We start from the raw sequence: 17,199 nt of genomic DNA on the forward strand, positions 1-17,199 counted from the left end.
GGGCAGCCCGGCTGGCACTGAGAAACTCCAGCAGACGATCATCAATCTGGAACAGCGCACCGTCGACTTGACCACCGCTCTGGAGGAGCGAGGGGCCGAACTTGAGGCCGCCCGGGAGGCCCACCGCCAGCTGACGAGAGCCTTGAACCAGCGCGAATGACCTCATGGCCGTCGAAGGAACAGCCCCGGTGTCACGAGCAGCAAGGTCGATCCTGGTTCGACAACCGCCGTCGCCTGCGTTTCCCCGACTACGCCAAGGTCAGAGCAGCGACCGGCGGAGTGTGCCCGCGAAGGGCACGAGGATTTCCCCGCCTGCTGATCGCGAGGACTTCGCGCCGCTATAGCCAGGGGGCCCAATGATCACCCGGTGCGCCACCAACTTCGCATCTCCATCGGGAATGACCATACCTCCCACAGGGTGCGGCAGTTCATCCCATCATGGGGCCGTGGACATGTATGGGGGGCGTCGCCAGCGACGCGGTTGGCAGTGCTTCGGCATCTTGGCCCTGCTGCTGGTTCTGGCCGCCATGACGTACACACTTTGGTCAATCCGCCACGGCACGTGGAAGGCGACCGACCTGGTCACGTTGATCGGTCTGCCGATAAGCGCAGGAAGCCTGGCCGTAGCAATCCTGGCGTTGCGGAAGGAGGCGGGCAACGAGGCGGACCTGGCGATGAGCTGGGCCCGGACCCTAGCCCGGAAGGTCACCGAGAGCGAGGGCCTGGTGCGCTCCCAGCTTCTGGGCAAGGACTTCCAGCGCATCAACCTGCGTTACCGGTTGCAAGCCGCTCCTACCCGGCCGGCCAAAGCCCCGCCCGCCGGAAGGCTCTTCGACGCTCCACCAGCCGCGGCGCGGCGACGGACCCCCCACCCATCGCTGCCGGACATCACCAACTACTACTGCGACACCAAGCCGGCCCGGCTGGTCATTACCGGGCCCGCCGGGGCGGGCAAGACCGTTCTGACCTTGGAGCTCCTACTCGGCCTGCTGAAGGTGCGGAGCGACACCGACCCTGTTCCGATCCGCGTGCCGCTCGCCCAGTGGGACGCACGTGTGCCTTTGCGGACCCTGCTGATCAAGCGGCTAGACGACACGTACGGATGCCCTGCCGCGCAGGCCGGCACCCTCGTCGATCAGGGCCTCATCCTTCCCGTCCTCGACGGGCTTGATGAGATGGATCCCACGCTGCCCGACGGCACACCCGACCCCGAGGCCCCTCGCGCCCGGGCCGCCCTCGACCGGCTCAACGAGTACCGGGCCCCGGACGGCCTCGGCGCCGGCCCGGTGATCCTGACCTGCCGCACCGACCACTACGCCGCACTCCCCCGGACCGAAGCCCTCCTGGACGCCGCCCTCGTCACCATCGATCCCGTGGACACCGGCGCTGCCGCCACTTACCTCGCCGCACAGACCGTCGGCGACCCACAACGCTGGCAACCGCTCCTGCGGCAATTGGCCTCCCATCCCACTGGCCCGCACGGCGAGTTGCTGTCGACCCCCTGGCGGCTGTGCCTCGTCGCCACGGTGTACCGCAAGGCCGGAGACCCGACCGACCTGCTGCGCCATGCCACCCAGGCCGACCTCGACAGTGACCTCTTGGGTCGGTACATCACCGCCGTCGCGAAGAACATCGAAAACCGCCATGACTACGCCCCCGGTCAGATCCACCGCTGGCTCCACTATCTGACGTCTCGTCTCGCCCCCACCCCGGACAATCCGGCGGCCGGCACCGATCTGGCGCTCCACGATCTGTGGCCCCTGGCCGGACGCGTCCGCGTGGGAGCCACGGACGCCCTGCTCTCCGCCGCCGCCGTCTCCCTGCCCGCTCTCCCTTTCGCGATGCACACCGGCGAACCGGCCCTGTTCACCGCGCTGATCGCTGCCCTGGCTCTCGGCACCGGCCTTGCCCATGCGGTACCACCCCTGCCCCGCCGTCTGCGTCTCGGACGGCTGCCCACGGCCCGGGGACTGCAGGACTTCGCGTTCTCCCTCGCCGGCGGTGTCCTCTTCGGGCTGCTGGCAGGATTCGGCATCAAGCACATGTTCCATGCCACGAGCGCACCCGAAGTTTGCCTCACCGCCGGACTCGCCTTCGGTATCGCGAGGGGAGTCACGGACGCGATGGCGGGCGAGGTGGAGCCCCGGGACGCGGCCACGACCCGCACCGTCATCGGCGAAGCCGCCGCCTGCGGCCTCGTCGGTGCCTTGGCCGCCGGTCTCGCGGGCGGACTCGCGGGGGCGTCACTGGACGGGCTTCCGGGCGGACTCGCGACGGGCGTCGCGGTCGCGCTGGCCGTCGGGCTTGGAGGCGGTCAGGCCCGGCGATACGTCGTGTTCCTGATGTGCTCACATCGGCGCCTGCCGTTCCGGCTCGCCCGGTTCCTCGACTGGTCCTGCAAGGCGGGACTACTGCGTCACAGCGGTCCCTCCTACCAGTTCCGCCATCGCGAGCTGCAGCACTGGCTCACCGAGAATCCAACGCCGGTGCCTTGAAACGAATGCGTGCTCCGCGTCAGGTCGATACCGGCCGCAAGGGCCACGTGGAGGGGACCTCTCGCGTCACGGCGGTAAAGGAATACGAGTCCTTCAAGACAATGCTCCGTCGCACCCAGGAAGATCATGGTGCAGGGCCCGCAAGAGGTACGAGGAGGCGGTGCAGCGAACCCGGTGACCGGGAAGCCGTCGACCGGATCCTTGACCTTCGAGTTGCACGCAGGGCGACGATTTCGGGCCCGTACTGGCAGGGTCGTTCCGGGCTTCGATCTGTCGTTCCCGGTACTTCGTGTCCCACCACTGGCCGCAGCCCAGGAGCATCAGGCGGAGGTAGCTGGCGCCGGTGGCCGGGCCTCCACCACCGGAGGCAACGTGCCTCTACGTCCTTCGAACGGGTGAAGGTCCTTGTCTGTGCGCAACCACCGGACCCGGGTGCGTGTCCTGCACAGGCGACACCACCTGCTCGACCATGGGGAGCCCGCTCTTGCGTAAGAACCTCGTCACGGCTGCCGCTGTTGCGGCTGGCGCGCTGACCGCCCTGTCCTTCGTTCCCGCACACGCCGCCGAGTACAGCTCGGCGTTGAAGATCCGGGGAGTTCAGTACGACGCGCCGGGCCGGGACTCCAACAGCTGCTCCTCGGGCAACACCGACGAGGAGTACCTGACGGTGAAGAACTTCTCGTCCCGCTCGACGATCAACCTCAAGGGCTACGTCGTCAAGGACGCCACCGGTAACCGCTTCGCCTTCACCGCCAACCACTACCTGCAGCCCGGTGACTATGTGAAGCTGCGCGGCGGCCACGGCACCGACTCCGACACCCACAACGTCGTCTACCGCGACAACTGCAACTTCCTGTGGAACAACGACAAGGACACCATCTACCTGTACAAGCCGTCGGGCAGCCGCGCCGACGTCCACGCCTACTCCAAGAGCAACGACGACCCCGACGGCAACGGCTACATCAACTTCCACGGTTAAGACCACCCCCGGCCAGACCCGGCCCCGGGCCGGCTGCCCAGCCCGCCTCAGACCCTGGCTGGGGGCGTCGCCGAGGCGAAGGTTCCAGGACTGCGTTCCCAGCTCCTCCAGTGCGTAGTGCACCATCGGCCGGCCCGTCGGCGAGCACACCGAAATCTCCGCGCAGCTTCACGTTGTCGCTTGCCTGCATCGGGTCTTGGTTGACCGCTGGCCGCCCCAGAGGAGGGAGCTGCTTTGGTCACGGGGGCACTCGAAGGGACAAAGAGGTCCATGGGCGAGAAAAAAGGCCGTCGGTACGGCAACGGCCACACAGCTGGGCCAGGTCAGAGACAGGTCGGCCGGTCCAAGCGCGCCTCCGGCAAGCTCGTGCGCATGTACCGCCGCTACCACGCGTGGCGTGCCCCGTTCCCTCTGTGGGCGCGGATCGTGTGCGACATCCTGTTCTTGGCCGTCACCGCCGCCGCGGCCTACGTCGCCATCGGCAGCCTGTGCGGGGGCATCCTTATCGCAGCTCCCCTCCTCGGGTTCCTCGGACTCGCGTCGAGCAAGGAGCACGACGACGGCATCGACTGGAGCGACCACCGAATGGGAGGGCAGCCCAGGAACCCCGGGCCCAAAATCTAGTGCTGTCCTTGTCCTCATCAACCTGGGCGCCGACCTCGACGAGCTAGCCGCGCGCACCCCGCGCAGCGGGCTGCGCGCACCGGTCGGGCAGCCCCGCCAGCCCTCTCCCCACCTCAACCGCGCCATGAACGGCGCCTTTGTTAGGACCTCTTACGAGGTCTGCGGCCGACGCTTCAGTGCTCGAAGACCGCCGTCGCCACCGGCACTGCCAGCAGCAGGCTGAGCCCGACCAGGGGGAGGCGGTCCAGCCACAGGATGGCGGCGAATTCGCGCAGTGTCGCGGCCAGCCAGTAGGCGGGGGAGGTCGGCGCGCCCACGACGTGCACGGGCACGCCGACGCGGCGGGCCAGCAGGGTCGTGCGGTAGACGTGGAAACCGCTGGTGACCACCGTGGCACGGTGGCCGGGAGGGGTGCCGTCCACGAGGGCCACGCTGAAGCGGAGGTTCTGCCCGGTGTTGACGGAGCGGTCTTCCCGCACGATCCGGTCGTCGGGCACTCCGCGTCCGCGCAGATAGTCGGCCATCGCGTCCGCCTCGGAGCGGACCTCGTCGTCGCCCTGGCCGCCCGAGACGACGAACACCACACGAGGCGTGTCCGGTGCGCGGGCGGCGGCGAGCGCGAGGGCGCGCTCCAGCCTGCGGGTCAGCAGCGGGCCGGGCCGGTCGCCGTTGAGCCCGGCGCCCAGGACGACGACATGAGTGGTTTCCGGCAGAGGGGTGCTACGGCCCCGTACGAACACGTAGCCGGCGAAGACCAGGAAGAGCAGAGTGAGGTATCCCGCGGCCGCGTTCACCGCGACCACGAGGGCACCGAACGCCTCGCCGCCGACCGCGTGGAAGACCGCGTCGAGGCCGAGCACCGCCAGCACCGCGCAGCCGGCGGCCCCGGTCGCCAGCAGGGCTGCCTGCGGTCCGTAGCGCCGGACCAGGAGGACGCCGTCGGCCAGCAGCAGCAGTCCCAGCGCGAGCGCCAGGAGCAGGGCGGCGACGGCGAGGACGGTGGCGATGGTCGGGTGGGCTGCCGCACTGCGGTCGGCCACGCCGAGTCCGGCAGAGGTCACCGCGAGGCAGAACAGGACGGCGGTGGAGAACCGGTGCGGTGCCAGCAGGGCGTTGACGACGCCGCCCGCGGCGAACACGACCGCGGCGAGGTACTCCGGGTACTCCGGCATGTGCCGCACCGCTCCGCTCTCCCGCCCGCCTCTCGCCGCCCGCGGGTTCCCGGACCCGGCACGGACGGCTGCCAGCCATCCTCCCAGACCTGCTGTGGTGCGCCGAACGCGGGCGGGCGGTGGAGCGTTCGGCGGGACCGGCATGTCGTGCCGATGGTGCTGCCCAGCGGCCGCGCAGGACGCACAGATGGACGCGCGACGCGACGGACCGCTCCTTCGGGCGACACTGCACCGATGGCCATCATCTGTAACGCGATCCGGTAGCCGGTGCCTTCATGTCGACCGCCCTCACTCGGACGGCGGCGCGTCCCCGGCTTGACGGAGCAGCACGGCGCCGTACGAGTGAGGCCCGACTGCAGCAGGAACCGCCGTTGGGCGTGTGAGGGCCTCTCGACCTCCCCGTCCTTCACCACACCCGAGTACTCCAGGCTCTGCGAGATCCGCAGCACGTTGTAGTCATCCTTCTTCACGCCCTCGCACTCCTCAGGCTTTCTGTTGTCGCCCTCGGCCAGGTCCTTGAGCGCGGCCGCGCAGTCGGCGGTGATCTCCTCATCTGAACGCGATCAGCGCAGCGCCCCACGCTCCCGTGGCTCCAATGAAGTCGCCTCCCAACGCCCCGATGAGTCCCGCCAGCCCTGCGTCCACAGCGAAAGCCTAAGACGGCAGGAGCGGTCAGTTGCGGGAGGTGGCCGTACCACCTGCGGGGCAGGCCACAGCGACTCCCAAACTCCTCGACATTGATCATGCAGCGGGGCCCCGGAGTGACTCCCGCAGCCACGTACAAACGCCTCCCGTTCTTGGGTTCTGGCTCAAGTTGTGTGATCCGTGCACTGTGAGTGACGACTGAACTCTCCGCGATGCCATGGGAAGTTGCCCCAAAAGGAGCAGTGGCGCGAGTGACTGGGCCGACAGTTCGGAGCTGTGAATGAGATCTCGCTCCGGCTGGAGGATTTGTTATTCCCGTCGATCGCAGACGTCGCGGTGCTGTCGGTGGACGTGAACGTCGCGATAGTGCGTGTCGATGTGCGGTGCACGGCCGCAAGCGCCTCGTGCCCGGGTTGCGCAGCGTGGTCCGCCCAGGTTCAGGGCTCCTACATGCGGTTTCCCGTTGACGTTCCAAGTGCGGGACGAAGTGTCGTACTCCACTTACGTGTACGCCGGTTCACCTGCCGGAACGCCGAGTGTGGACGTCTCACGTTCGTCGAGCAGATACCCGGCCTGACCCGAAGGCACGGCCAGCGAACTGAGCGGCTCCGCTCGACCCTGGCCGCGATCGGTCTCGCCCTCGCGGGCCGAGCCGGCGCGCGCCTGGCCGACATCGTCGGTGCACCGGTCAGCCGCAGCACGGTCCTGCGACTGGTCGACGCACTTCCCTAGCCGGAAGTGCCGGCTCCGCGTGTGGTCGGCGTCGACAAGTACGCCACCCGCAAGGCCACCATTACTGCACCGTCCTCGTCGACGTCGAAACCCGTCGCCCCATTGACCTGCTGCCCGACCGCGAGTCGTCGAGCCTGGCCGCGTGGTTGGCCCAACGGCCCGGAATCGAGGTTGTCTGCAGAGACCGCGCGCCGTTCTTCGCCGAGGGCGCCACTGTCGGCGCCCCGCAGGCCGTGCAGGTCGCGGACCGGTGGCACCTCTGGCACAACCTCAGCGAGGCCGCCGAGAGGAGCGTCACCCAGCACCGCCAACGTCTGCGAGTCTTGATCCCCGAGACATCTGCGCCGACTGAGACGGAGTCCGACCCCACGCAGGAGTCGTCCGGCTCGCCATGGCCGATCGGCCACCGGTTCGCCGACCGAACCCGGACCATGCACGCCACGATCCACGCCCTGGTCGAGGCAGGACACAGCCGCCGCGCGATCCAGCGCCAGCTCGGCATGACGAGCCGAACCGTCAAACGCTACGCAGACGCCACCAAGCCAGAAGACCTCTTCACCGGCCAGTGGCAGACCCGGACCTCGGTCCTCGACGAGTACAAGCCCTACCTCGACGACCGCTGGAATGAGGGCGGCACCAATGCCTGGAAACTGTGGGAAGAGATTGTTCCGCTCGGCTACCAGGGCAGCTATCAGCGCGTTCGCGCCTACCTCCGCCTGAAACGCACCTCGCAACGTCCCGTGATGGCGCGGCCGCCCTCGCCCCGGGCCGTCGCTGGATGGGTTCTCCGCCGCCCGGAAACCCTCTCCGAGACCGAACACCTCCACCTGAAGAACGTCCGGGCCAACTGCCCCGAGATCGACGCCCTCACCAGGCACGTCCGGTCCTTCGCGACCATGCTCACTGAGCGCCAGGGCGAGCAACTGCCGGACTGGCTCGACGCCGTCAGACAGGACGACCTCCCCAGTCTCCACACACTCTCCGCGACCGCGACCGTGAAGCCGTCATGGCAGGCCTGATGCTCCCCTGGAGCTCGGGTGTCGTGGGTGTCAACCGGATCAAGATGCTCAAGCGTCAGATGTTCGGTCGCGCGGGCTTCGCCCTCCTGCGGAAACGGGTTCTCCTAGCCCAATAATCGATTCGGGCCAGGCTCGTACCGGGGCACTATGATCCGTGCGTGGCGATCAAGTATGACTGGCGGGGCGACTTCGATAACGCATCCCTCAACGCGTTGCACGCCGACGGCTTTGGCTCCCCGATCACTCAGACCGACTGGCGGGCACGACTTGAGCGCCACAGCCTCGGCTGGGTCTGCGCGTGGGAAGACGGCTCTCTGGTCGGATTCGTCAACATTGTCTGGGACGGCGGAGCACAAGCCTTCATCCTGAAGAAGGTGGTCGCCCGGCATCTTCGGTCGAGAGGGGTTGGCGCCGCGCTTGTCGCAGCTGCGGCCAAGGAAGCCCGTGCCGCGAAGTGCGAGTGGCTTCACGTTGACTTCGAGGAACATCTGCGTTCGTTCTATTTCCATGCCTGTGGCTTCCGGGAGACACCAGCAGGGCTGATCGCCCTCTAACGCCACGGCTTAACCCCTCGACCCTGGGCACACCGCTGCCCAATTCCTTCTCGGCCCTGTTCTCCCGAAGCTGCCACGAAGTGACAAGTAGCTCTCTGTAGCGAACCAAGGGCCAATTTATCCGGGCTTTCCGCCTTTTCGTGGCCGGTCTGGTTGTACTCGGTCAAGCAGATCCCCGAGCCGTCACCTGCTCGGTCATTGGTCGCAGCCAAAGGCCACGCACCCCAGAATGACTACTCCCACCATGCCAATCCAGAACCACATGCCACCTTCCTGCCGTTGAAAGGATTCCTCGTTCAGGCCGAGGCGTGTGGCGATTTCCTTGGCCTCGCCGTCGCGTCCAGCCACAATACTGTTAAAGAGTGCGACCATCTCGTCCGGATGGTCCTTCAGCAAAGAGGTTACGATTTCGGCGTCGGCTACCACCTTCGCCATGTCTGTGGAGCGCATTGGCTCCCGAGCCCCCAGGTCGATCGTAGCCAGGCACTGGTGGCTGACAGGGAAGCCTTCTCTCTCTGTCGCAGCGCGCGTGAGACCAAACGTGAATTTGGCACCACCGGTCATCTCGTTGGTTTGCTGCATGAACTTCTCCCTTCGAGAGGTTCTGAGGGGGTTCAGGGTTCGGTAGTGCTGCGGGGGCCCAGCTTTCAGGCACACGATAACCCGCTACCGTCGAGTCGAGGCAGCACGGCATACGGTCGCTAGGGTGACAAGGGCGCCCGCAATGGCGGAGCAAAAAGCCGCGTTCGACAGGGCGACCTTCAAGAGTGCTCAATCATGTGGACGCGAAAGGCAGCCCCAGTGAGTCCTGCGGGGTCCCGTCAGACAGGCAGCTGACATCCACAGCCGACACCCGTCACAACAAAGACCGTTGCAGTACTATCAGCTCTCCACGTGGTACCGACCCGGGCCTGGAACGGGCTCCTGCCTCAGCCCGATACCGAAGGCCTCTGGCAGCTTCGCGCGGCCGCGGTCGCCTTCTTCCCCCGCGCAGCGGCCCGCTTCCGGCCCGGCAAGTTGGCCGGCTCGCCGCTGCGTGCGGCGTGCGCCTTCCGCACGGACTCTTCCAGCGCCGCCATCAGATCGACTACCGGTGCCGGCGCCTGCGGCTGCTCCAGTCGGCGCCCCTCCACCTTGGCCGCGACGACCTGCTCCACTGCCTCCCGGTACCGATCCCGCTCCGAGGCCAGGTCGTACCCGGCTCCCTAGCACATCGGCGAGTTCCAGAGCAGCCTGGATCTCGTCGTCGGTGACCGTGGCGGCCGAGGTCGGCACAGCGGAAACGTCGCGGTCATTTCTGCGAGTGACCCGCCGTCACGAATACTACGCACGGCTATATGTGATGGTGCGATGATCCACCCCGTGGCTGTTTCGGTCGAACCCTTGGCGCGCACGTTCGACCATCAGGTGCACGTCCGGGAAGCTAAATAAAACGACCTCTTAGCGCTACACGGCGGCCCGCTCTCCGCGGTCCGGGCAGGGCTCGTACGGCGGAGTCGTAGGCGCTCTGAAGGTCGGTCTCGGTGGTCATCTCAGCCTCTCCCGGGGCCACGGACCACCACACCACAGCGACGTAGAGATGCCCGCCCCGGCCGGTCACCCAGAGCTGGAGCCGACTTGGTATGAGGGTGTTCATGTGGGTGGGGGCGATGGCGGGGAGGCCTTCGTGGTGTGCACGATACGCGGGCAGATCCGGCAGGCATCGACGCCGCCCTGGGCCCACCAGCGGCAGGTTGGACGGATGCCACACGGCGGCGGCGCGATCGCATCGTCCACGGCGCGCTCAGCGCGGCCCAGGCCCGCCACCGCGTCGCCGAGGCAGCACCGGTCCTCCACCCACTGACGGCACGCAGACTCAACACACGGGCCGGCGAAGCGGAACCGAGCCTCGGGCGGGCGCAGCCCGGGGGCCGCCGCGCGCTCGGCGAACTCGGTACTCACCGGCAGCGGCGGGTGCAGCGCGGCGACGGTCCCGTCCGGCCGGACGATGCCGAGCAGCAGATGGCCAGTGGCACAGGAGCTGCTGGGGCAGGTTGCCCCGCCCGCGGTGTCCGCCCGGGGGCTTCCCTGGCCACTACGCTTCCCGCTCGAGGATGATCCCGAGGAACGGAAAGTGGATCAGCACGTCGTCCGGCCGCCCCGGCTCAGGAGCAGGCTCGGTGGGGGGGGGACCTCACGCAGTGGGGGTGCGAGGTCGAGTTCGGCGACCTCGTCGAGCACCGTTCGCCGCACGGCGTCCGAGATCCGCTCCAGCGTCTTCGGCGGCAGGTCGCCCTGGACGGTGACCTGCAATCCTTCCTTGGCCATGTCCTCTTCCTCTCCCGGATCCCGTCCGCCAGGTGCCGCATCTTGCGGGCCCCACCGACGACGCTGCCACCGGGGCCGGGGACCGCAAACGCGGTTGGCTGACTGGAGTGAGCCGGGCCGGTCGAAACCCGGCCGGCTGGCCTCTCGGGTGCGAGGTGCCGGGGCCCCGCAGCGAGGCTAGGGCCCTAACTACACGCTGAGTTACTTGTCACTTAGCGGTAGCTTCGGGAGAACAGGGCCTTGTCAGCCGTCACCCACCGTGTCGGCACCACAAGAGCTGAGCCAGAACCCGAGTTTCGACAGCACCTGGGCCTGCTGGGGTTCCCCGTTGACCAAGGACGCGAGGCCGGTGAGAGCCCGCAGCCGGGAGGCAGCGCGGTGCTGGGCCCTACGGGTGCACCCGCCACCCCAGGTCCGCCTCGGCGCGAGCCACTTCGGCGTCGTACTGACTGGCGTCGAAGTGGAGCTCAGGCGGGGGGTGGGGTACGGGGGTGTGCGCCGCCCACGGAAACTCCCAGTCCGACCACTGCACGATCCCCCCAAACCGCTGCACGACCACGGTCAGGAAGCCGCAGCAGCCACCGGTGCGCTCCGGTTCCCCCAGCTCCAGGCGGCGCGCCTCGCCGGTCACCCGGAAAGGGCTGGGGCGGTCGGCCGGCAGCGCATCAGCCGCGTACGGTCCGCGGCCGCCTTCGCCGACCGCCTCTTCGACCACATCCTCGCCGTTGACCCAGAACCGCAATTGAGCAGCGAACCGGGGTCCCGGCGGCAACACCCTGATCTCCAAGCGATCGAACATCAGACCACCCTAGGGGGCGCGGTGACGACATCGCGCGGCCCGGCCGACGCCCATCTCCACCCGGTCGGCGGGAGGTCCACGAAGTGCCTCCCGTTCTCGTGAACATCGACCACGGCCCGGGCGGGGCGCCTCCCGAAGCCAGGCACAGCTGCCGTCGGAACTCGTGAACAGAACCAGTACGTCGCCCAGCTGTCGAGGAGGGGAACGACCGCCCGCTCACGGACATCGCGATCCAGTCCGTCACCATCGACCGACGTCAGACCTGAGCGCCAAGTTGGCCGGCCAGGCAACGACCGAGAACCCGACGACGTGAGTTCGTGTCGCTGCCGGGCTGTGCTCGTCGGACCGGTGAAACTGGCACCGCGTGGACGGTCCGGACTGTGGCGCCGCAGTGCCCGCGCGGCTGGGGGCCGTCCCGCTCGGTGCAGCGCCGCCCCTGGCCCTTTCCGCCCGTGAGTCTCGCATCCTCCCCGCGCCCGCCGCGTGTGTTCGTGGAGCGCATCGAGCCCCCGCCGTAAGGAATCTGGATGACCGATTCGCCTCAGGAGCCGGGTTGGACTCACCGGGAATATCCGCGGCCCACCCCGGGCGGACGGCCATCTCAACCTGCCAACGGGTACGGCAAGCAGGGCTCCCCGGAGCGCCAGCGGAACGGGCTGGGCGCGGTCTGGGCCGCCGCGCCGGCCATGCCCCCGCGTACCCTGCTCGACATACTGGAGGCGTCCGTATGGGGGTGCCCCGACGCACCCGCGCTCGACGCCGACGGCGTGGTCCTCAGCTATCGCGAGCTGTGGGACCGGGCCGGCCTGCTGGCACGTGACCTCGCTGTGCTCGGTGTCGGCGTGGGGGACCGGGTCGGAGTCCAGGTGCCGTCCGGAACCGTGGACCTCTACACCGCCGTGCTCACGGTGCTCCGCGCGGGCGCGTCCTATGTCCCTGTGGACGCTGAGGACCCGGACCGGCGTGCTGCGGTCGTCATCGCCGACGCGGAGGTCTGCGCCGTCATTGGCGAAGGCGGGACCGTCCGTCTGGTCCCCGGCCGCGTGCCGTGCGGCCAGGCGGGTCAGCCGCGGCCAGCCGACGACGCCTGGGTCATTTTCACCTCCGGTACCTCAGGCCGTCCCAAGGGCGTGGCCGTGAGCCACCGCTCGGCTGCTGCCTTTGTGGACGCGGAGGCACAGTTGTTCCTCCGGCACCGACCGCTGGGACCGGGGGACCGGGTGCTGGCCGGGCTGTCCGTCGCCTTCGATGCCTCCTGCGAGGAGATGTGGCTCGCATGGCGTCACGGCGCCTGTCTGGTTCCGGCGCCGCGCTCGCTGGTCAGAGCCGGTGCCGATCTGGGGCCGTGGCTGCGGGAGCGCGGTGTCACTGTGGTCTCCACTGTTCCGACCCTGGCCGCCCTGTGGCCAGTCGAGTGCCTCACGGGAGTGCGGCTGCTCGTCCTGGGCGGAGAGGCGTGCCCCGCCGAACTGGTCGACCGGCTCGCCGCTCCGCAGCGCGAGCTGTGGAACACCTACGGTCCCACGGAGACCACCGTGGTGGCCTGTGCCGCCCGGCTGGTCCCCGGTCAGCCCGTGCGCATCGGCGCACCGTTGGCGGGCTGCGAACTGGCCGTGGTGGGCCCGGACAACCAGCCCGTGGCCTGGGGCGAGATCGGAGAGCTGGTGATTGGCGGGGTCGGGACAGCCCGTTACCTGGACCCTGCCAAAGACGCCGAGAAGTTCCAGCCGCACCCTTTTCTGCGCAGCCTCCGCGCCTATCGCAGCGGCGACCTGGTTCGCGCCGACCCTCTGGGACTGGTGTACGTGGGGAGGGCGGACGAGCAGGTGAAGCTGTCCGGCCGCCGTGTGGAACTCGGCGAGATCGATGCTGCGCTCCAGTCGCTGCCCGGGGTACGTGCCGCCGCGGCCGCGTTACGCGCCACCCGGGCGGGCGGCCAGGTCCTGGTCGGATACCTGGTCGTGCAGGGGGACGGCCGCCAGTACTTCGATACCGCTGCCGCCAGGGTCCTGCTGCTCGCCCGGCTGCCCCAGCCGCTGGTGCCCCTGCTGGCTGTCGTCGACGGTCTTCCCACCGGCACGTCCGGCAAGGTCGACCGTGACGCCCTGCCCTGGCCGCTGCTTGAGCAGCATGCCACGTCAGCAGGTACCGCTCCGGGGGCGGACCCAGGGCCGACCGGCACCGCAGGATGGCTGGCCGACCTCTGGGAGAACCTGCTCGGACTCCGCCCCGAGGAGGAGAGCGAGTTCTTCGCTCTTGGCGGTACCAGCCTGTCCGTCGCGCAGCTGGTGTCGACACTGCGCGAACGCGTCCCCGGGGTTTCCGTCACCGATGTCTACCAGTGTCCCCGGCTGTTGGACCTCGCCGCACGGCTGGATGAACTGGAGGTCGGCGGCGAGCTCGGGCGCACGATCCTGCCCACCCCCCGCTGGACCGGTGCGGTGCAGCTGGTGGTGGTGACCGTGATGTGCGCTGTGGTCGGGATACGGCTGCTGGTCGTACTGGCCGCGCTGGACGATCTCCTGCGTCCGCGGCCCTGGGCCCCACGGAGCTCATGGTGGCTGATCGCTGCGGGCTGGCTGGCTCTGTTCAGCGCCCCCGGCCGCGTCGTGATCGGGGCGGCCGTCGGCCGCTTGCTCACCGCCGGGTTCCGACCCGGTACGCACCCCCGTGGCGGCTCGGTGCACCTGCGGCTGTGGGCGGCTGAACGAATGGGGACCGTACTCGGTATGGCCTCACTGCTCGGCACTCACTGGGCTGCCCGCTACGCCAAGGCGTTGGGCTGCGCGGTGGGTCAAAGCGTGGATCTGCACGCCATGCCGCCGGTGACCGGGATGGCCCGTTTCGGCTCCGGATGTGTTCTGGAGCCCGACGCGGACGCCGCCGGCTGGTGGCTGGACGGCGATGTGCTCCATCTGGGCCGGGTCGAGATCGGGGACGGCGCCCGAGTGGGCACCCGCAGCATGCTGATGCCCGGTGCCAAGGTGGGCAGCGGAGCAGATGTCGCACCCGGCAGCTGTGTAGATGGCGAAGTGCCTGCGGATGAGCGGTGGTACGGCTCGCCGGCACGGCGGATATCCGGTGCCCTGCGCGCGGGGCACGACTGGCCGCAGCCGGTCCGGCGACGCTCACGGCGCTGGGAACTGGCCTACAGTGCGGCCTTGTCGGCCCTGGGGCTGCTGCCACTGGCGGCCTCCCTACCGGCGCTGCTGGTCCTGAACCGTTTCGTGGGCGACGAACATGGCCTCGGCGCCGTAATGCTCGACCTGCTGCTGCTGTCCCCGCTGCTCGTCCTGCTGGCGATGGGCTGCTATGCGACGCTGACCGTCGTGCTGGTGCGGCTCGCGGGCCGAGTTCTGACTCCCGGGTACCATCCCACGTGTGGCAGGGTCACCTGGTGCGCCTGGTTGGTCTCACGGCTCATGGTCATGGCCCGGACCTCCCTCTTCCCTTTCTACGCGAGCCTGCTGACGCCGTTGTGGCTGCGACTGCTCGGGGCCAGGGTCGGGCGGCAGGCGGAGGTTTCCACCGTGCTGGGGCTGCCGGCACTGATGCGGGTAGACGACCAGGCGTTCCTTGCCGATAACACCCTGGTGGCACCGTTCGAGCTGCGTGGCGGCTGGCTCCGGCTGGACTCTTCCGGCGTCGGACGGCGTGCTTTCGTCGGCAACTCCGGGATCGTGAGACCGGGCCGGGAGCTTCCCCAAGACGCCCTGGTCGGGGTGCTCTCAGATGTCCCCGCGCATGCCGAACCCGGATCGTCCTGGCTGGGCAGACCAGGCTTCTCATGGCCCCGGGTACGGGAGAAAGGGGATCCTGGACGGACCTGGGCGCCGCCGCGGAGACTGGTGCTCGCCCGGGCAGCCGTGGAGGCGTGCCGGCTTGTACCGATCATGGGTACGGCCTTCATCGGCAGCCTGGCCGCAGTAGCGCTCCAGGTGCTCGCCGTACGCTACGGGCTGCTGGTGGCCGCGGCCCTGGCGGGAGTGGTGCTGCTGTGCGCGGGCGTACTCGCCTGTCTGGCCACCACTGCGGCGAAATGGCTTGTGGTGGGGCGGTTCAGGACAGGCCGCCACCCACTATGGAGTTCCTTCGTCTGGCGGAACGAGCTCTATGACACCTTTGTCGAGGAACTGGCCATACCCTGGCTCGGCCGGCTGCTGCTCGGTACGCCGTTCCTCAACCTGTGGCTGCGCTCGCTCGGCGCCCGGATCGGCCGCGGCGTGTGGTGCGAGACCCACTGGCTGCCCGAGACCGACCTGGTCCGTATCGGGGATGGGGCCTCGGTCAACCGCGGTTGCGTGGTGCAGACGCACGTCTTCCACGACCGGGTGTTGCAGCTGGACCAGATCCGACTGGACGTGGGAGCCACGCTGGGGCCGCACTCCATCGCGTTGCCCGGTGCCTCGCTGGCGGCTGGCACGGTGGTGGGGCCCGCGTCCCTGGTGATGCGCGGGGAGCGAGTACCGGCCAGGACCCGGTGGTTGGGGAACCCGATCACTCCGAGCACGCCGGCGGGTTCTTGACCGAGATCCGCGAGATCTATGCGACGTTCCACGACAGGGCCGGGGGCTCACGTACGGGGCGACCCGTCACCGTGCTGGATCGGTGCTGGATCGCGCCGCGCTATATGCCGTTTCCGCTGGTGGCAGCGGTGCACTGGATATTCCGCTTCAATGGCCCTCCGGAAGGATCCATCAGCTAGCGACCCCGTCGGGCCTTCCGCCTTTGGGCGGTCAGCGGTCCGAACGGCGGCACGGTTCCGCGGTCCAGTCCCGGAGCGGGGCCTCGATGTTGAGGTTGTCGCCCCGGGCCACGGTCTGGAGCAGCTGGGCGCACACGGTCGCTTCGGCGGCGAGGCCGGCCGGGCTGCCCAGGACGGGGAAAGCGGCGCGGACGCGGGCGGCAATGTCCGGCTGTTGTAGGGAGTAGGCGTAGAGCATGGCCGCGTCGAACCCCACAGGAGCCCCGCCCCAGCCTTCCCAGTCCAGGACCTGTAGGGGTGCGGTGAGGTTCGCCCAGTGCACATCGCCGTGGGCGGTGGTCCAGCAGGTCACTGTCGGGGCCGGGATGCCGACGAACTCGGGGATCGCCCGGTCCATATAGGGTTTCCGTACGGCGACACGGTCGGTGCCGGCCACCGACACCTTCTCCAGGACCCCGGCGAGGTCGGTCCACCAGGCGTCCGGCAGCTCGAGGTCGTGCTGGAGGATCGGGTCGCCGGACAGGACGGGGTGGTCGATGCGGGCCGACAACTCGGCACGGTAGGCGACTGCATCCTCGACGGCGTCGTGCACGCCCAGGAGTGCGGGCCGGTGTCCGTCGAGGTCGCCGAAGGCGTGCTGGGCGTCCAGGGCACCGTCCCACAGCTTCCCCGAGGCCTTGTCCGCCGGGGCGGAGACCAACCGCAGCCACGCCGGGGCACCTGCGGTGGTCCGGGCCGGGATGCCCAGAGTGCGCCCGGCCCAGCCCCAGAACTCCACCAACGCCTCCTGCACGCTCAGGCATCCATGAGTCCGGATTTCGTAAGCCCCAGGCTCATCCAGAGCCGTCACGTCTCCCTCAAGCTGTCAGCACCGCTCCGTGAGTCCGACGGTATGAGCACAGAGCAGCACCGCATCAGGTCTCTCCCCCAGGTGATGACGATTCGATACTCGTCAATGAGCCAGCAGCGGCCGGTGATCGTTTCCTGTCACAGCACTAGCAACGCTGGTCACTGCGGCCTCGCTGTCGCCGTCCGCAGAGCTCTGCAGCCTCCAAATCACTTGTGCTGTTCCGTCCGCCCCCGATTGGCGGGGACGTCCAGGCGGGAGGCACGAACCGGCATGCGTGGCGACCCCCCGTCAGAGTGACAACACTTCCAATCGAAACGC

13 protein-coding genes and 1 pseudogene are annotated in these 17,199 nt (G+C 68.8%); 8 read left to right on the forward strand and 6 right to left on the reverse strand.

The window, feature by feature from the left end; translation table 11 throughout:
- Positions 1-527 precede the first annotated feature (527 nt).
- The 3 genes from ACFTZL_RS11395 (at position 528) to ACFTZL_RS11405 (ending at position 4,098) form a co-directional block, all read left to right on the forward strand.
- Entirely contained in the window at positions 528-2,495 is a 1,968-nt protein-coding gene (locus ACFTZL_RS11395) for an NACHT domain-containing protein (protein ID WP_382580464.1), read from the forward strand.
- Positions 2,496-2,964: 469 nt separating this feature from the next.
- The gene (locus ACFTZL_RS11400; RefSeq protein ID WP_382580466.1) at positions 2,965-3,474 is read left to right on the forward strand and encodes a lamin tail domain-containing protein; all 510 of its coding nucleotides are present in this window, start codon (positions 2,965-2,967) and stop codon (positions 3,472-3,474) included.
- A gap of 372 nt (positions 3,475-3,846) precedes the next feature.
- Positions 3,847-4,098, forward strand: coding sequence for a hypothetical protein (locus ACFTZL_RS11405; protein ID WP_382580468.1), 252 nt, complete (start codon positions 3,847-3,849; stop codon positions 4,096-4,098).
- Positions 4,099-4,271: 173 nt separating this feature from the next.
- On the opposite strand, the gene ACFTZL_RS11410 is transcribed toward ACFTZL_RS11405, so the two are convergent.
- Positions 4,272-5,270, reverse strand: a complete 999-nt coding sequence (locus tag ACFTZL_RS11410) for a YdcF family protein (RefSeq protein ID WP_382580470.1) — start codon at positions 5,268-5,270, stop codon at positions 4,272-4,274.
- Positions 5,271-6,365: 1,095 nt separating this feature from the next.
- On the opposite strand from ACFTZL_RS11410, the gene ACFTZL_RS11415 reads away from it, so the two are divergent.
- From ACFTZL_RS11415 to ACFTZL_RS11430, 4 genes and pseudogenes are all read left to right on the forward strand, one after another.
- Positions 6,366-6,647, forward strand: coding sequence for a hypothetical protein (locus ACFTZL_RS11415; RefSeq protein WP_382580506.1), 282 nt, complete (start codon positions 6,366-6,368; stop codon positions 6,645-6,647).
- A gap of 110 nt (positions 6,648-6,757) precedes the next feature.
- A pseudogene (locus ACFTZL_RS11420) lies at positions 6,758-6,907 on the forward strand (transposase); the annotation flags it as partial.
- 171 nt (positions 6,908-7,078) lie between these two features.
- Positions 7,079-7,666 (forward strand): hypothetical protein, encoded by a 588-nt coding sequence (locus ACFTZL_RS11425; protein ID WP_382580472.1) that lies wholly within the window; start codon positions 7,079-7,081, stop codon positions 7,664-7,666.
- Positions 7,667-7,824: 158 nt separating this feature from the next.
- Positions 7,825-8,220, forward strand: coding sequence for a GNAT family N-acetyltransferase (locus tag ACFTZL_RS11430; RefSeq protein ID WP_382580474.1), 396 nt, complete (start codon positions 7,825-7,827; stop codon positions 8,218-8,220).
- Positions 8,221-8,415: 195 nt separating this feature from the next.
- On the opposite strand, the gene ACFTZL_RS11435 is transcribed toward ACFTZL_RS11430, so the two are convergent.
- The 4 genes from ACFTZL_RS11435 to ACFTZL_RS11450 all read right to left on the reverse strand — a co-directional run bounded on the left by ACFTZL_RS11435 (position 8,416) and on the right by ACFTZL_RS11450 (position 11,326).
- A complete protein-coding gene (locus tag ACFTZL_RS11435) occupies positions 8,416-8,802 on the reverse strand; it encodes a hypothetical protein (protein ID WP_382580476.1) in 387 nt (128 codons plus the stop codon).
- Between the two features lie 347 nt (positions 8,803-9,149).
- Complete coding sequence (locus tag ACFTZL_RS11440) at positions 9,150-9,377, reverse strand: hypothetical protein (RefSeq protein ID WP_382580478.1); 228 nt, start codon at positions 9,375-9,377, stop codon at positions 9,150-9,152.
- A gap of 961 nt (positions 9,378-10,338) precedes the next feature.
- Complete coding sequence (locus ACFTZL_RS11445) at positions 10,339-10,527, reverse strand: hypothetical protein (RefSeq protein WP_382580480.1); 189 nt, start codon at positions 10,525-10,527, stop codon at positions 10,339-10,341.
- 388 nt (positions 10,528-10,915) lie between these two features.
- Positions 10,916-11,326, reverse strand: a complete 411-nt coding sequence (locus tag ACFTZL_RS11450; RefSeq protein WP_382580482.1) for a hypothetical protein — start codon at positions 11,324-11,326, stop codon at positions 10,916-10,918.
- A 527-nt stretch (positions 11,327-11,853) separates the two neighbouring features.
- Here ACFTZL_RS11450 and ACFTZL_RS11455 point away from each other — a divergent pair.
- Positions 11,854-15,852 carry a Pls/PosA family non-ribosomal peptide synthetase gene (locus ACFTZL_RS11455; protein WP_382580484.1) on the forward strand — a complete coding sequence of 1,333 codons (3,999 nt, stop codon included), beginning with the start codon at positions 11,854-11,856 and terminating at the stop codon, positions 15,850-15,852.
- 210 nt (positions 15,853-16,062) lie between these two features.
- Here the strand turns inward: ACFTZL_RS11455 and ACFTZL_RS11460 are convergent, their stop codons facing one another.
- Positions 16,063-16,824 carry a hypothetical protein gene (locus ACFTZL_RS11460; RefSeq protein WP_382580486.1) on the reverse strand — a complete coding sequence of 254 codons (762 nt, stop codon included), beginning with the start codon at positions 16,822-16,824 and terminating at the stop codon, positions 16,063-16,065.
- Positions 16,825-17,199 lie beyond the last annotated feature (375 nt).

The sequence above is a fragment of the Streptomyces sp. NPDC056948 genome, assembly GCF_042674225.1.
GTDB lineage: Bacteria > Actinomycetota > Actinomycetes > Streptomycetales > Streptomycetaceae > Streptomyces > Streptomyces purpurascens.

Coding starts and splice junctions, on each gene's coding strand:
- ACFTZL_RS11395 (WP_382580464.1), top strand. CDS start 528: ATGACGTACACACTTTGGTCAATCCGCCACGGCACGTGGAAGGCGACC.
- ACFTZL_RS11400 (WP_382580466.1), top strand. CDS start 2,965: ATGGGGAGCCCGCTCTTGCGTAAGAACCTCGTCACGGCTGCCGCTGTT.
- ACFTZL_RS11405 (WP_382580468.1), top strand. CDS start 3,847: ATGTACCGCCGCTACCACGCGTGGCGTGCCCCGTTCCCTCTGTGGGCG.
- ACFTZL_RS11410 (WP_382580470.1), bottom strand. CDS start 5,270: ATGCCGGAGTACCCGGAGTACCTCGCCGCGGTCGTGTTCGCCGCGGGC.
- ACFTZL_RS11415 (WP_382580506.1), top strand. CDS start 6,366: ATGCGGTTTCCCGTTGACGTTCCAAGTGCGGGACGAAGTGTCGTACTC.
- ACFTZL_RS11425 (WP_382580472.1), top strand. CDS start 7,079: ATGCACGCCACGATCCACGCCCTGGTCGAGGCAGGACACAGCCGCCGC.
- ACFTZL_RS11435 (WP_382580476.1), bottom strand. CDS start 8,802: ATGCAGCAAACCAACGAGATGACCGGTGGTGCCAAATTCACGTTTGGT.
- ACFTZL_RS11445 (WP_382580480.1), bottom strand. CDS start 10,527: ATGGCCAAGGAAGGATTGCAGGTCACCGTCCAGGGCGACCTGCCGCCG.
- ACFTZL_RS11450 (WP_382580482.1), bottom strand. CDS start 11,326: ATGTTCGATCGCTTGGAGATCAGGGTGTTGCCGCCGGGACCCCGGTTC.
- ACFTZL_RS11455 (WP_382580484.1), top strand. CDS start 11,854: ATGACCGATTCGCCTCAGGAGCCGGGTTGGACTCACCGGGAATATCCG.